Origin of the sequence: Chroococcidiopsis sp. TS-821 (assembly GCF_002939305.1) — a bacterium.
Taxonomy (GTDB): domain Bacteria; phylum Cyanobacteriota; class Cyanobacteriia; order Cyanobacteriales; family Chroococcidiopsidaceae; genus Chroogloeocystis.
In genome coordinates this window covers 444,820-459,767 of the sequence record NZ_MVDI01000002.1, presented here as the reverse complement: position 1 = coordinate 459,767, position 14,948 = coordinate 444,820, and the positions used below count along the sequence as shown (strand labels likewise).

16 protein-coding genes are annotated in these 14,948 nt (G+C 43.3%); 7 read left to right on the top strand and 9 right to left on the bottom strand.

Features of this window, described 5'->3' with window-relative positions; genetic code table 11:
* Positions 1 to 118 precede the first annotated feature (118 nt).
* Positions 119 to 628: an allophycocyanin subunit beta gene (gene apcB / locus B1A85_RS09720; RefSeq protein ID WP_104546697.1), complete on the bottom strand. Its 510-nt coding sequence runs from the start codon at positions 626 to 628 to the stop codon at positions 119 to 121.
* Positions 629 to 1,050: 422 nt separating this feature from the next.
* Between apcB and glnA the strand changes: the two genes are divergently transcribed.
* The 5 genes from glnA to B1A85_RS09695 all read left to right on the top strand — a co-directional run bounded on the left by glnA (position 1,051) and on the right by B1A85_RS09695 (position 6,823).
* Entirely contained in the window at positions 1,051 to 2,475 is a 1,425-nt protein-coding gene (glnA, locus tag B1A85_RS09715; RefSeq protein ID WP_104546696.1) for a type I glutamate--ammonia ligase, read from the top strand.
* Between the two features lie 178 nt (positions 2,476 to 2,653).
* Positions 2,654 to 3,709: a class I SAM-dependent methyltransferase gene (locus B1A85_RS09710; RefSeq protein ID WP_104546695.1), complete on the top strand. Its 1,056-nt coding sequence runs from the start codon at positions 2,654 to 2,656 to the stop codon at positions 3,707 to 3,709.
* Between the two features lie 223 nt (positions 3,710 to 3,932).
* Positions 3,933 to 4,430: a YbjN domain-containing protein gene (locus tag B1A85_RS09705; RefSeq protein ID WP_104546694.1), complete on the top strand. Its 498-nt coding sequence runs from the start codon at positions 3,933 to 3,935 to the stop codon at positions 4,428 to 4,430.
* On the top strand, positions 4,390 to 5,169 hold the full coding sequence (locus tag B1A85_RS09700) for a biotin/lipoate A/B protein ligase family protein (RefSeq protein ID WP_104546693.1): 780 nt from the start codon (positions 4,390 to 4,392) through the stop codon (positions 5,167 to 5,169). The genes B1A85_RS09705 and B1A85_RS09700 overlap by 41 nt, the downstream gene beginning before the upstream one ends.
* 367 nt (positions 5,170 to 5,536) lie before the next feature.
* Positions 5,537 to 6,823, top strand: a complete 1,287-nt coding sequence (locus tag B1A85_RS09695) for a metallophosphoesterase family protein (RefSeq protein WP_104546846.1) — start codon at positions 5,537 to 5,539, stop codon at positions 6,821 to 6,823.
* Between the two features lie 28 nt (positions 6,824 to 6,851).
* Here B1A85_RS09695 and B1A85_RS09690 read toward each other — a convergent pair whose 3' ends face one another.
* The 6 genes from B1A85_RS09690 to B1A85_RS09665 all read right to left on the bottom strand — a co-directional run bounded on the left by B1A85_RS09690 (position 6,852) and on the right by B1A85_RS09665 (position 12,805).
* A complete protein-coding gene (locus tag B1A85_RS09690; protein ID WP_104546692.1) occupies positions 6,852 to 7,955 on the bottom strand; it encodes an ABC transporter ATP-binding protein in 1,104 nt (367 codons plus the stop codon).
* Between the two features lie 102 nt (positions 7,956 to 8,057).
* Positions 8,058 to 9,536: an aminobutyraldehyde dehydrogenase gene (locus B1A85_RS09685; RefSeq protein WP_104546691.1), complete on the bottom strand. Its 1,479-nt coding sequence runs from the start codon at positions 9,534 to 9,536 to the stop codon at positions 8,058 to 8,060.
* 10 nt (positions 9,537 to 9,546) lie between these two features.
* Entirely contained in the window at positions 9,547 to 10,305 is a 759-nt protein-coding gene (locus tag B1A85_RS09680) for an ABC transporter permease (protein ID WP_104546690.1), read from the bottom strand.
* The gene (locus B1A85_RS09675) at positions 10,302 to 11,180 is read right to left on the bottom strand and encodes an ABC transporter permease (RefSeq protein ID WP_210404336.1); all 879 of its coding nucleotides are present in this window, start codon (positions 11,178 to 11,180) and stop codon (positions 10,302 to 10,304) included. The genes B1A85_RS09680 and B1A85_RS09675 overlap by 4 nt, the downstream gene beginning before the upstream one ends.
* 92 nt (positions 11,181 to 11,272) lie before the next feature.
* Complete coding sequence (locus B1A85_RS09670) at positions 11,273 to 12,337, bottom strand: PotD/PotF family extracellular solute-binding protein (protein ID WP_104546688.1); 1,065 nt, start codon at positions 12,335 to 12,337, stop codon at positions 11,273 to 11,275.
* Positions 12,338 to 12,544: 207 nt separating this feature from the next.
* Positions 12,545 to 12,805, bottom strand: coding sequence for a MoaD/ThiS family protein (locus B1A85_RS09665; RefSeq protein ID WP_104546687.1), 261 nt, complete (start codon positions 12,803 to 12,805; stop codon positions 12,545 to 12,547).
* 134 nt (positions 12,806 to 12,939) lie between these two features.
* Here B1A85_RS09665 and B1A85_RS23575 point away from each other — a divergent pair, with 134 nt between their 5' ends.
* Together B1A85_RS23575 and B1A85_RS09660 are read left to right on the top strand one after the other, a co-directional pair.
* Positions 12,940 to 13,179, top strand: coding sequence for a hypothetical protein (locus B1A85_RS23575; protein WP_146087161.1), 240 nt, complete (start codon positions 12,940 to 12,942; stop codon positions 13,177 to 13,179).
* Positions 13,155 to 13,508, top strand: coding sequence for a tetratricopeptide repeat protein (locus B1A85_RS09660; RefSeq protein WP_104546686.1), 354 nt, complete (start codon positions 13,155 to 13,157; stop codon positions 13,506 to 13,508). The genes B1A85_RS23575 and B1A85_RS09660 overlap by 25 nt, the downstream gene beginning before the upstream one ends.
* A 30-nt stretch (positions 13,509 to 13,538) precedes the next feature.
* Here the strand turns inward: B1A85_RS09660 and B1A85_RS09655 are convergent, their stop codons facing one another.
* Positions 13,539 to 14,135 carry a DnaJ domain-containing protein gene (locus B1A85_RS09655; protein WP_104546685.1) on the bottom strand — a complete coding sequence of 199 codons (597 nt, stop codon included), beginning with the start codon at positions 14,133 to 14,135 and terminating at the stop codon, positions 13,539 to 13,541.
* 64 nt (positions 14,136 to 14,199) lie between these two features.
* The gene (locus tag B1A85_RS09650) at positions 14,200 to 14,793 is read right to left on the bottom strand and encodes an ATP-dependent Clp protease proteolytic subunit (RefSeq protein WP_104546684.1); all 594 of its coding nucleotides are present in this window, start codon (positions 14,791 to 14,793) and stop codon (positions 14,200 to 14,202) included.
* Between the last annotated feature and the right edge of the window lie 155 nt (positions 14,794 to 14,948).

Sequence of the window (14,948 nt, the reverse complement as noted above, 5' to 3'; positions counted from 1 at the left end):
CTTTAAACCCAAGCTAGTCAAACGGCGATCGCTTCGTATTGTGTCTAGTAGAAGGAGATGAGAAACCACCGAGGTTCAAGTCTTCTCTATCCCTAACCTCCGAGTTCCGACCTCTTCGTTAAATATCTTGTTCGCCCAACTCGCTGGTCATATAGTCAAACGGCTCATCGACAAAACTCGTATCCTCTACTCCAGCTGCGGCAACTTGCTCTTTAACAATGTCCTTCATTATTTGGATACCTTGAATCGTTGGACCAATTGGTACTCCTAAGGAATTGTAAGTTTCTCGCAAACCTTGCAGCACGCGTTCATCTAAGACATCCATACTGCCAGCGACGAGTGCATAGGTAGCATAGCGCAGGTAGTAGTCCATATCGCGCAAGCAAGCAGCGTAGCGCCGTGTGGTGTAAGCATTTCCACCAGGACGAATGAGTTCGGGCAGTTCTTCAAATAATCGCGAACCTGAACGCTTGACAATGGTTGCGGCGTTGCTATTAATTGCTGCTGCGGCTTGGACTCGTGCTGTCCCTGTTTCAAAGTAAGATTTCAGCCGTTCCATAGCATCGCGGTCAAAATATCGACCTGCGACATCGTAAGTTCCAATTAAAGATGTAATCGCGTCCCGCATGAAATTGCTCTCCAAATATTTCCTATTTGTGGTTTGATATTCTTACTCGATTTTTTCGTACCTAGTATTTATGACTATGGTGCCTGAACTATGAAATAGCGATACAGGCAATTTACTGGCTACTTATGGATTCTATGCTAATTTGACGACTGATTTGAGATTTTCTGAATAATGATGTCGTGATGTACTGGATCTTTGAGCGTCGTACTCGATGATATTCAACTTTACAAGCCGTATTGTTGGGCAAAGCGAGTCAATCTGACAATCTTTCGCAAAGAATCCTAATAGAATCAGTAAAAGTAGGTTTTTGTATAATAAACTACAAAATTGCCCTAACTCTATCCTTAGGATGATCCAAAAGTGGCACAGTTTTAGTCTGAACCTAGTGGCGGCAGCAGGATAAAAAAGTTAAGGAGTTACCCATGTCTGAAGAGAAAACCCCGCAAGATGTCTTGAAGATGATTCAAGACGAAGGTATAGAACTGATCGATTTAAAATTTGTCGATCCCTTAGGTACGTGGCAACATCTTACGGTGCACAAATCGCTCATCGAAGAAGAAAGCTTTGTTGAAGGGGTAGCGTTCGATGGATCTAGCATTCGTGGCTGGAAGTCAATTCACGAATCAGACATGGCGATGCGACCAGACCCCAATACTGCCTGGATCGATCCATTCATGGCAGACAAAACGCTCTCGATGATATGTACAATCTTAGAGCCACGTACAGGAGAACTTTACTCGCGCTGTCCGCGAGCGATCGCACAAAAAGCGTTAGATTTTCTCAAAGCTGCGAACCTTGGCGATACTGCCTACTTTGGTCCTGAAGCCGAATTTTTCATCTTTGATGATGTCCGCTTCGACCAAACCGAAAACAAGAGCTACTACTACGTTGATTCCGCTGAAGGTCGTTGGAATTCGGGTCGCGAGGAAACAGGCGGTAACTTAGGCTATAAACCGCGCTATAAAGAAGGTTACTTCCCTGTTTCGCCTACCGACTCGTTGCAAGATATGCGCAGTGAAATGCTGCTGACAATGGCAAAGTGTGGTGTTGTCATTGAAAAGCATCACCACGAAGTGGCGACAGGCGGTCAGTGCGAGTTAGGTTTCAAGTTTGCCCCGCTCATCAAAGCCGCCGATCATTTGATGACGTACAAATATGTCATCAAAAACGTTGCGAAGAAATACGGTAAGACGGTCACTTTTATGCCCAAGCCGATCTTTAACGATAACGGTTCGGGTATGCACACGCACCAATCAATTTGGAAAGATGGTCAGCCTTTATTTGCAGGCGATCGCTACGCCGGCTTAAGCCAAATGGCATTACATTACATTGGTGGTATTCTCAAACACGCTCCTGCGCTGTTAGCCTTTACTAACCCCAGCACCAACTCATATAAACGTCTCGTCCCTGGTTTTGAAGCACCCGTAAACTTGGCATATTCCCAAGGAAACCGTTCGGCTTCGGTGCGAATTCCCATCGCTTCTAGCCCCAAAGCGAAGCGTTTGGAGTTCCGTTGTCCTGATGCTACCGCTAACCCCTATCTCGCGTTTGCAGCGATGTTGTGCGCGGGTATTGATGGTATCAAGAACGAAATTGACCCTGGCGATCCTTTGGATGTCGATATCTACGAACTCAGCCCTGAAGAGTTAGCTAAAGTTCCTTCGACACCAGGTTCGTTGCTGGAAGCCCTACAAGCACTCGAAGACGACCACAGCTTCTTGACGGCTACTGGGGTTTTCACCGAAGACTTTATCAACAACTGGATTACGTACAAGATTGATAAAGAAATCAACCCGATGCGGCTGCGTCCTCACCCTTACGAGTTTGCCCTCTACTATGATGCGTGATCTCTGTTACTGAAACACGATCTTGCCACCTGCACAGGTGGCTTTTTTATTGGCTATCGTTCGACTACTTAATCAAAAAACAAAAACATACATATCTCAGGGGATATTTGACTATGGGCAAATTCGTTACAATTATTCACAGTAAATCGCCGTCATCAAGATAATTTACGCCATTCTCATGCCTGATACTTTAACCAAGCTGACTTATCAAACTTTTCAGCAGGGCAAAAACTACTTTGGTCTAGCGCACAAAATACTCAGTACTCGGTTAATGAATTTGGTTTCTCCCACTGAAACTCAATCTAGACCGATACCGCCCGAAGTTTTATTAAAAATTCAACAAAGGCTAAATCAGCTACTCGAAACTGACTGGCAAGACGCAGAACAAGGTGTATATCCTAAAAGTTTATTATTTGATAATCCTTGGGATGAGTTTTTTCTTTACTATCCAGCCGTTTGGTTAGATCTACCGCAAATTTGGGAACGGGCAAAGCAAAAGCAACACCAAGACTTTCCGCCAGACATCAATACCGAAGGTTATCCAAATTACTACGTCCGTAACTTCCATCATCAAACGGGTGGCTATTTTAGCGATTTCTCTGCCAAGCTTTATGATTTACAGGTAGAAATTCTTTTTGGTGGAACAGCCGATCCTATGCGACGGCGCATTCTTGCACCACTTAAGCAGGGCTTGCAAGCGTTTGCTTCGGTTTTGCCGCACCAAGTACGTATTTTAGACGTTGCGTGTGGTACCGGGCGCACGCTCAAGTTAATTCGCGCCGCTTTACCTGAAGCATCGTTATTTGGAACAGATTTGTCACCAGCGTACTTGCGGAAGGCGAATCAACTACTATCGCAAAACCCTGGCGAGTTGCCACAATTGTTGCAAGCAAATGCCGAGGAGTTACCTTACCTCGATAATTATTTTCATGCAACAACTTGCGTATTTCTATTCCACGAGTTACCAGGTCCAGTACGTCAAAAAGTGATCGACCAATGCTTCCGCGTGACTCAGCCAGGGGGTGTATTTGTTATTTGTGATTCAATTCAAGTCAGTGATTCCCCTGAAATGACTCCTGTTATGGAAAGTTTTCATGAAACTTTCCACGAGCCTTTTTACAAGCACTATATGACCGATAACATGGTTGAACGCTTGGAAAAAGCAGGTTTCCAAAATGTTACGACTCAAACTCATTTTATGAGTAAAGTCTTTGTCGCGCACAAACCTGCGTAAAGAAGAGGTCAGGGATCAAAGGTCAGAGTTTGAGGTATTAAATTAGACTCTGACCTCTGCTACAAATTCCTTAACTCATTTTTTCAGGAGCGCGTTTACAGACGATACATTGGGTCTATACCGTTTTGCATTGAGACTGAATTTGGCATCTGTCCCAATCATGGCAGTCTTGAAATTAAATGGTATGAGTACATTTCATTAATCAGCACAGATCTAAATTTCTATGACAAGCTATCAAGCTGATCCGGAAACAGTTGCTACTCAATCGTTATCTACAAACGAAATGATCGATGAGTTGATCGATTCAGCAACCAGTGACGACCCTGTAGCCGTTATTCAAACTGTCATCGCGAGCCTAGAAGAAGATGACACTGCGATGGTCAGCCATACTCAAGAAGGTCATTTATGGAAGTTCAAGTACGGTAGTGTTGAAGTTTTTGTTCAACTGACAGGTCTAAGCGACGACGATACTCTTACGGTTTGGTCTACTGTCCTACAACTTCCCGCAAAAAATGAGCCGCAATTAATGCGGAAACTCATGGAAATGAACTGGTCAGGGACTTTTGAAGCCTGTTTTGGAATTTTTAACGACCAAGTTGTTGTTGTCGCGACACGAACTTTAGCAGGCGTTTCACCAGGTGAGATTTCGCGGTTGATTACCATCGTCGCTACGATCGCAGATGATAACGACGAAGCCTTACAATCTGAGTTTGGACAATAAACACATTACCAAAGATACTTGGCGGCTGATTCCGCTTTTCGCAGCCCCAGGGCGGGTGCAAATGGCAATTGATCGCTGGTTAGTTAAACAACACGCTGCAGGTTTGCATCCGTCTACTTTACGATTTTATACGTGGTCGCCACCTGCCATTTCTTTAGGGTATCACCAGCATAAATATCCAGAAGCTTGGCAGTATATAACTTATCAAGGTCAGTCTATTGATTTAGTGCGTCGTCCTACCGGTGGACGTGCAGTTTTACACCAAGGCGATCTCACCTATGCGGTAGTCACATCTGGTCTAACTGGTAGTCGCGTGCAAGTGTATCAACAAATTTGTGAATTTTTGATTCGTGGCTGGCGATCGCTAGGCGTCGAGTTACACTACGGTACAGCAGGACGCGGCTATATTCACAATCCCAACTGTTTTGGTACGGCGACTAGTGCGGATTTGGTTTTAGCCAATGGCACAAAGTTCATTGGTAGCGCCCAACTATTTTATCAAGGTGCGGTCTTACAACACGGTTCGATTCGTTTAGAACCTGATACGGCGCTGTTTGCTGAAGTTTTTGGTATCAATTTAGAAGCGATCGCGTTACCCCAAGATGTATACAAAAGCTCGATTGTCGAGATGACAAAGACTTTGAGTACTGCTGCAGAAGACTGCTTTGGCGTTCACTTTGAAGTACAACCGCTTTCCGTAGACGAGTGGAAGGCAATTAAGCGCGAATTAAGTGAGTAATAAACCAATCTAAAGAATTGGTCATTGGTAACTGGTAATTGCATATTACCCATCACTCACTTGAGTACAAATAGCTATTACTTAGTATAGATTTTGTAAAAAAAGTGATAAAAGCGATCGCGCCAACATTCAAATTGTAAATAAGTGCGTTACACATAGAGTTGGTGTTTAGCTACAAAAGTTCATGAATTGTTCTAACTGTCAGCACCGTGCTTCTATTGCTTGTCCTTTACAGCAAAGAGTACTGTTCGTTCCTGAGACACGCGATGCAATCTCCAAAGGCTTTTGCTCGCATTGGACGCCCAAAAACCATCATGCAAGCGTTTGAGTCCAATGAAGTGCGTAATGATTTTTAGAAGTGGCACAAATGAGTAAAGATGCAAGTTTTGATTTGCTGGAGGTACAGACCGCATCAACCCAAGCAACAGCAACCAAAAAACACCAAAAAACACTTCACTCAGCAATTCTGCGCGGTCCCTATCTGCAGCAGGGAACGCACTCTAGTATCATTATCCGTTGGGCGACTAACACTCCAGTCCAAGGAAAAGTATTGTATGGTACTGCACCAGATAAACTGTTGTTAAGTGCGACAGAAGCAGCCGCAACCTGCGACCATACAGTAAAACTCCAGGAACTTGAGTCAGATACAAAATACTATTACGCGATCGCGCATTCAACTGAAATACTTGACGAAGGTTTCTTTTTTGTCACCGCACCAAAACAAGCAAAACCAACACGGATTTGGGTTGTTGGCGATTCAGGGCGCGGAAACGAGATTGCTGCACAAGTACGCGATGGATACTTAAAGTTTACTGGCACCCGTCATACCGATTTATGGTTGATGCTGGGGGATAATGCCTACGACACTGGAACTTGGGATGAGTATCAGCGGGGAGTTTTCGAGATGTATCCGCAAATTCTCCGCAATAGCGTACTGTGGACAGCCATTGGCAATCACGATGCTGGAAGTGCGAGTTCCGAGTGGCAAAGTGGACCGTACTACGAACTATTCAATCCTCCCACACAAGGCGAAGCAGGTGGTATAGCGTCGGGAACGGCAGCGTATTATTCGTTTGACTACGGTAATATTCACTTTATTTGTCTCGATTCTTACGGTAGCGATCGCGCGTCTACAGGCGCAATGCTATCCTGGGCAGCTGAAGATGCAACATCGTCTGATAAAGATTGGAAAATTGCCTTCTGGCATCATCCACCTTATACGAAAGGATCGCACGATTCAGATACAGAAATTGAACTGATTGAAATGCGCGAACGTGCTTTGCCCATTTTGGAAGCGGCAGGTGTAGACTTAGTGCTATCTGGTCACAGTCATTCCTACGAACGCTCGTACTTAATCGATGGACATTATGGCACCTCAGACACGTTTAGTGCTGAAATGAAGAAAGACCAAGGTAGCGGTCAAGAAGATAAGTCAGGAGCATACTATAAGTCTTCAGCACCTCATGCAGGCACAGTGTACATTGTTGCTGGAACTTCGGCGCGTGCTGATGAAGTTTCACCGCACCCTGCAATGCATACATCATTAAGCATTCCTGGATCGTTAGTCATCGATGTACAAGGAAAAAGGCTCGATGTCATGTTTGTTGACGATCGCGGTGAGGTGCAAGATTACTTCACGATGAAGAAGAGGTAATTGGTAATGGGTAACAGGTGATAGAGATTTAAATTTCGACACTTGGTTGCAGTTGGTTGTCGCCAGTAGCGGGAAAGATTAATGCTTCTTGCCATTCCCAGGAAAGGAAAACGCGATCGCCTTCTTGGTATGGAGTTGCGCCGCGTCGCCGCAGTTCTAAAACGTGAAATTCTACACCAGACATGTCAACAAGGTAACTTGTCGCATAACCGAGATACTGACTTTGAATAATCTTGGCTGCATATGCTGTATGGCTAGCTTCAGCAGTAAGATTGATATTCTCTGGACGTATTACGACTGTTACAGCGCTATTGGGCGCAATTTCCGCTGCTAAAGTTCCTGTAACAACTTGGTTGTCTATTTTTACTTGACCTCGATCGCCCTCAACTTTTACGAGAACTCCTGCTAAAAAGTTAGCGCGACCAATAAATTCTGCGACATAAAGGTTGACAGGATGCTCATAAACTGCTAGAGGAGTGCCTACTTGTAACAGTTCGCCATTGTGCAGTACAGCGATGCGATCGGATAATGCTAATGCTTCTTCTTGGTCGTGCGTTACATAGATAAAGCTAATTCCAGTTTGGCGCTGAAGTTGTTTCAATTCCTCGCGCAGTTCAACGCGAATTTTAGCATCCAAAGCGGATAAAGGTTCATCTAACAGCAACACATCAGGACGATCGACAATTGCGCGGGCGATCGCAACTCGTTGGCGTTGTCCGCCAGAAAGTTGAGAAGGAAGGCGATCGCGCATTTCTAAGAGTTGAACTAATTTAAGTGCGTCAGTCACGCGCAAATAAATGTCATCACGCGGTAATCGTTTAACTTGTAAAGAAAAGCCGACGTTTTCAAACACCGATAGATGAGGAAATAGCGCATAATCTTGAAACACAGTATGCACGTTACGGCGGTACGCAGGTAAACGGCTGACATCGCGATCGCTAATCCAAATTTTGCCACTATTGGGAACTTCAAAGCCACCAATCAGCCGCAAAAGCGTCGTTTTCCCACAACCAGAAGCGCCAAGAAGCGTAAAAAATTCCCCTTGGTTGACTGTAAGACTAACTTCCTTAACGGCTTGTACTGTACCGTAACTCTTGCTAACTTGTTCTAATTTAACTGCGACTGTGTTCATCTAATATCTATGTAGAACTTACGCAATAACCCTCTCAAACTCTTATTCTTTGCGTCTTAGTGGTTTGTATAAAAAAGGGCAGACAAAGCCTACCCTACAAAATCATTCCGCATCACCAAATGCAGTAAAGTGCCAAGGTTTTCTCACATCTCCACTGAGATCGAACATAATATGTTTCGCGATCGTATACTCTTCCATGGCGTAGCGCGATAAATCTTTGCCAAAACCCGATTCTTTAAAACCGCCATGCGGCATTTCAGACGATAAAGGTAAGTGATCGTTAATCCAAACTGTGCCAAATTCTAACGCACTAGCAACGCGCCAAGCTTTGGCAACGTCTTTAGTCCAAACAGATGCAGCTAAGCCGTATTTGACATCATTAGCAACCGCGATCGCTTCTTGTTCAGAATCAATGGCATTGACGACTACCACTGGACCAAACACTTCTTCTTGCATAATTTCACTTTGGGTTGGTGCATCAGTGAAGATTGTTGGTTGATAAAAAAAGCCTTTACCATCCGGCATTTCTCCGCCTAATTTCAGAGAAATACCATCATTTTTGGCACGTTCGACAAAGCCATGAACTCGTTGTCGCTGGTCGGCAGAAATTAAGGGTCCCATGTCGGTAGTTTCGGCTTGCGGCGTTCCCAAACGCACTTGCTGTGCCAATTCAGTAAATGCACTGAGAAACTCTTGATAGCGCGATCGCTCGACTAAAATTCGCGTAGCAGCAGTACAATCTTGTCCAGTATTAATATAAGCACCGACAACTGCACCTTGCGCGGCGGCGGCGATATCCGCATCCGCAAAAACAATAAACGGCGCTTTCCCACCGAGTTCTAAATGTACTCGCGTTACTTTTTGTGCGGCAAGTTCCATAATGCGTTTTCCGGTACGCGTCGAACCTGTAAACGACACCATCCGGACATCAGAATGCGATACTAATGGTTCCCCTACACTCGCACCACCTGTGACAACATTAATCACACCAGGAGGAAAGCCGACTTCTAACGCGGTTTGTGCCAACATCAAAGTCGTTAACGGTGTTTGCGGCGCAGGTTTAATAACTACGGTGTTTCCGGCGGCGATCGCTGGGGCAATTTTCCACGCTGCCATCATAATCGGATAATTCCACGGTGCGATCGAGGCGACAACTCCCACTGGTTCGCGACGAATTGTGGAGGTGTAGCCAGAAACAAATTCTTTTGTGGCAATTCCATCAATCACTCTTGCTTGACCAGCAAAGTAACGGATATTATCAATCGCAAAAGGAACGTCACCATTAGCAACGAGTTTCATTGGTTTACCCGCGCTAAGACTTTCCATTTGGGCAAGTTGGTCGGTTTTTGCTTCTAAAGCGTCGGCGAGTTTATAAATTAATGTACTGCGTTCTCCTGGACTTAATTGCGACCAACTTGTAAAAGCAGATTTTGCGGCTTTGACCGCGTTATCAACGTCAGTATAGTCAGCTTGGGGAACCTCGGCGATTCCATCTTCGGTTGCGGGGTTAATGACAGTTTCCCAATTGGCGCTTACCGCTGCTACGGCTTCGCCATTGACGATCATCTTGTACTGTTCCATAGCAAGTATCCTACTCGCGGGCAAATTTTTGACTTAACAACACCAAACAAATCGAAAACAAAAGAATTAATGTCACTGTAGCGTTGATTTCGGGTGTAATTCCAAAACGTAACCTTGCCCAAATTTCCATTGGTAAAGTGTTATCTTGACCTGTGAGAAAAATTGTGACAATGATTTCGTCAAAGCTTAAGGTAAAAGCTAACAGCGTTGCTGAAATCAAAGCTGAACGTATTCCTGGAAATACCACTTTCCAAAATGCTTCCCAAGGCGGTGCTCCTAAATCAGCGGCGGCTTCTTCTAAACTGCGGGGTAACTGTGAAATCCGCGCGGCGACAGTATTAAAAACGACAGGAAACCCAAACGTGGCGTGACCGATAATGACGGTTAAAAGTCCGAGCGGTAAATCTAATGTTGAGAAAAAACTTAACATCGCCACACCAGTGACGATTCCAGGCAAAATTATGGGTAGTATGGCGGCGGTACGAAACGCATTTTTACCGAAGAATTGATATTTTTGGATAGCAAAAGCGGCGAGTGTTCCTAAAATAGCGGCGATGGATGTGGCGGCGATCGCCACTCGTATACTATTAAATAAACCTGCTTGTAAGCGATCGTCGGATAAAGCTGCACTGTACCAATCTACTGTCCAACCTTGAATCGGCAACGCTAACACCCTTCCCTGACTGAAGCTGAAAACAACAATCACCAAGATGGGTAGATACATGAACAAGTAAACGAGAATTGTCCACCCACCTAAAAGCTGTTTCATAAATTCTCCAGTACGCCTTGACGCGAGAGAATTGTCATTAGCCCAAATAATAACAGTAGAATTACTAAGGCAAACGCCGCACCCAATGGCCAATTATCTGCTACACCAAACTGACTAGCAACAATATTTCCCACAAGAATATCACCCGCACCACCAACTAATGAAGCGGTAATGTAGTCTCCTACAGTTAAGCTAAAAACAGATATTCCCCCTGCCAAGAGTCCAGGTAATACCAAAGGAAATGTCACTTTGCGGAAAGTATACCAAGGATTTGCGCCTAAATCTGCTGATGCTTCGAGTAAGTTTCTCGGCAATCTTTCTAAGGCGGTAACTAGCGGCAAAATCATAAATGGTAGCCACACATAACACAGCGTCACTACCATTGAAAATTGATTGTAGAGAAATAAAGAAGAAGGTTCGGCGAGAATTCCTATTGAAATCAAGAAGCTGTTAAGAACTCCGTTGTAACCTAAAATAATTCGCCACGCAAATACTCGTACTAAGTAGCTTGACCATAGTGGTAATAATATTAATAGCGTTAGCAATTGTTTGTTTTTTCCTGCATATAAAGCAATAAAATAAGCCACTGGAAAGGCTAGTAATGCATTAATTACTGTGACGATTGTGGCGATGTATAAAGTACGAAATAATGTATTTCGATACCCTGAATTATTGATAATTTGAATAAAATTTTCCCAAGTAAATTTGGGAATAATTTGCACGTATTCGTGCTGCATAAAGGCGTAGCTAAGTAAGACTATTATGGGAATGAAATAGAAGCTAATCATCCACAATGAAGGTGGAAAAAAGCTTACCCAAAATCCTGTTGGTAAGTTTTTTTTTGGCTGTTGTTTGAAGAGAGTTGATGTTGTCATTGAAATAGGATTTTGAGCGAACCACAAACACGCAAAGAAAGCGTGAATTACCTTAGCCTAAAACATTTCTAATCGCTAACCACTAGCCGCTTCTACTGTCCTCGGAATTCGTTCCACAGTGCTACCCAGTTATCGTAGTTAGGAACTGTTTCCCAAAAGTGAATTTTGTTGTAGAAGTTTTCTACGTCGTCAAGATGCAATTCTGCTTGTTGTTCAGCAGTAAGCAGTGGTAAGATTTGGCTGGAGACTGGCCAGTAACCTGTAATCTCGGTCATTTGTTTTTGGGCTGCACCAGTCAGCATATAGTTCATCCAAGCATAAGCTATATCTTGATTGGGTGAGTTTTTAATCATCATCCAAGAGTCACTCCAGCCAGTTGTTCCTTCTTGGGGAATTGTTGCACCAACAGGAAAGTTAGCGCGTTTAAGTTCTTCAATGGCAACGGGCCATCCCCAGGCTAGTGCTATTTCTTTATTTAAAAATAATTGTGCGAGTTCGCCTTGACTATTCCAAAACTTACGTACTTGCGGACGTAGTGGAAAAAGCTTTGGTTTTATCTCTTGTTCTAACTTTTCTTGACTTAATTCAAAGATATTTGAATACCCATTCCAAAGCGCAACGTCTGCATTAAAAATTGGGTAATCGGGTAGCGAAACTTTACCTTTGTATTGCGGTTCGTAGAGAATTTTCCAAGTTTGTGGTTCTGATTTAATAACTGTTTTATCATAAATCAGAAAATCTGGTCCCCAGGCAATTGAAACACCGTAAGGTTGACCGTTAAAAGTATTGTAAGGTGGTTTTTGGAAAGTTGGTAGCAGGTCTTGATAGTTTGGTACTTTGGATAAATCTAGCGGTTCTACTAAGCCAGCATCGTATAATCTTTTTGTCAAGTCTCCTGATGCTGTCACTAAATCGTAAGTTTTACCTTTACTTGCTTTGATCTTGGCGTACATTTCATCTGAAGAACCTGCATAGGTAGCAACAACTTTACACCCATACTTTTGTTCAAATGGCTTAGCAAACGATTGATCCATGTATCCTTCCCAGCCGATTATCCGCAAAGTGCAGTCTTTGGCTTGTGCGGAATCTGGAAAGCAGAAAGCCACTAAAGTTACAATGCAAATACTGAGAATAAACATTAATGGCTTGTTTTTCATCGTTTGTTATTCCTAACGAGTAGCTGTTTTTGAATCGAATGCTCACCTAGCAGTAACTTATTTGAGACCAAACTCAATAAGCTTTTTCCTAATAGCAGATTAAAACCTAGCTTGTAGAAGATAATGCTTTCTATAAATTTTGCTACATTCTGCAATAAATATTCAACGATTTTTGCCGATTGGCTGCGTAGCGGATGAAATGCTAAATTAACCCCCGCTGACTGGCGGAATTAACACTACCTCATCACCGTCATTAAGCAGCGTTTCTGGTTCGACAAATTGCAAGTTAATGCCAAACCGAGTAATGTCGCGCCATTGGTTGAGTTCTGGGTGTTCTTGGATGAGGCGATCGCGTACCTCTACTACTGGCGTACCTTGCGGAAATTCTAATATCAATTCTGACGTGCCACAGGCTTCTTGATACGCAGCGAATAATTTAACTGTCACCTGAATTTTCTCGTTAGACATAGTAAGTATTAATAATAACTTTCTTCAAGCAAAAAAACGTAGGAATTACTGTTACGCGAGTGAATAATTAAGAAATGTTAGCAAACTAGATTCTTGGGGAATAACAATAGAAACCTTGAATATATAGAAAGTCTATGCTAACTCACTGGCGCATACCACTAGGAATTATTAGTGTAGTAACTATCCTAACAGGGTACTCAGATATTACTTTAGCTTTACCTGATTCCAACCTGAGTGAACTATTAAGTCAGTCTTGTCAGATTTCAAAAACTAAGCACGATCGCCAACTTAATACCGCGTTAACGGATACTAATGCATTTATTAAACTTAATCCTAGGTATGCACCAGCGTGGGTGAGGCGTATCGAGGCGTAGCGCGTCGTCAAGCTGGAGATTTACAAGCAGCGCTTGTGGATTATCATATGGCAATTCAGTTAGCACCAAACTACGCGATCGCCTACTATGACCGAGGAGTTCTTTATGACGAACTAGGAGACAAGCAAAAAGCGATTGCAGATTACACTCGTGCTATACAACTCAATCCCAATTATGCTGAAGCTTATTATTATCGAGGTATCATACGGTATAAATTAAATGACAAACATGCCTTAAGCGATCTTTTTACAGCAAAAAACTTGCTAATTAAGCAAGGGAAATTAGACTTGTACCAACAGGCAGTTGAAATTATTAAATCTATAGAATAAGTATTAGCTCTCAACTAAAATGAGGGCAATTTATCTAAAAATTCTTTCCATCCGGCGAAAATCGCGTTCGACTTCAGACCATAATGAACGGTTGTGCGGATCGGTTTTTAAAGCTTTTTTGAGATAAATTCTCGCAGTTTCCAGTTGGCGATCGCCGATCAATTGTCGTCCCCAGCGTTGATAACTGCTGGCTAGCCACGATCTGACTTCAGGGTCTTGCGGGAGTTTTTGGGCGAGGGTTTCCGCAAGAGCGATCGCTTGGGTAAATCTGTTCTTCTTCCACAATTTCTGCAATTCTCGATAAGAATTCCACTTCACTTGAAATTCAAATGCAGATAGCGGAGGTACATAAGGAGCGGTGTCTTTACGAGTAACTTTTGTTGCGGAAGACTTGCGTTGTACTGACGGTTGCTTTTTAGCGTTATCTTGTTGTCGTGCTTGTGTTGATTGCACTGAGTCAATTAGTTTTTTATAAGCCTCTGTAATCGCAATAAATTTCTCCCTTGCTTGCCGATCGCCAGGGTTAAGATCAGGATGATACTGCTGTACTAATTTACGGTAAGCTGCTTTAATTTCCTCAAGAGTTGCTTCCGCTGTTAATCCTAATACTTGGTAATAACCTGTCATTTTCCTTATGATTTACAATTAGCCATTAGCTATTAGCAAAAAGCTACTAACTAATGGCCAACTTCTACGGTCTTTCTTCAATCACTTTATCAATCAAACCGTATTGCTTCGCTTCTTCAGCGGACATGAAAAAGTCACGATCCATGTCTTTTTCGATTTTTTCGATCGGCTGACCAGTATTCTCAGCATAAATCTGATTTAACTGGTGACGAATGCGGAGAATTTCCCGCGCTTCAATTTCAATATCGGTTGCTTGTCCGCGAGTTCCACCCGAAGGTTGGTGAATCATGATGCGCGAATGCGGTAATGCAAGTCGTTTCCCTTTAGTTCCAGCTGCTAGCAAGAAAGATCCCATCGAGGCGGCTAAACCGACGCAAATTGTCACGACATCTGATTTGATGTGCTGCATCGTGTCATAGATTGCCATACCCGATGTTACCATCCCACCAGGCGAGTTAATGTAAAGGTAAATATCCTTGCCTGGATCTTCGGAATCTAGATACAACATCACCGCGATGATTTGGTTAGCAATTTCGTCATCAACCTCTCTACCCAGAAAAATAATACGTTCGCGGTAAAGGCGATTGTAGATGTCTATCCATTGTGTATAAGGTTCCCCAGGCATCCGATAGGGGACTTTAGGAACGCCAATTGGCATATTACACTCCAAGTTTAGTAGGAAGTTAAGCTATTGATATATGAGTGGCTAGTGATTAGAATTTGATGCTCAGTGGAATCTTGAAACAAGAGTGGCTAGTGATTAGTTACTAGTGGTTAGAACTTGATGCTTAGTGAGATCTTAATACTAGGCTG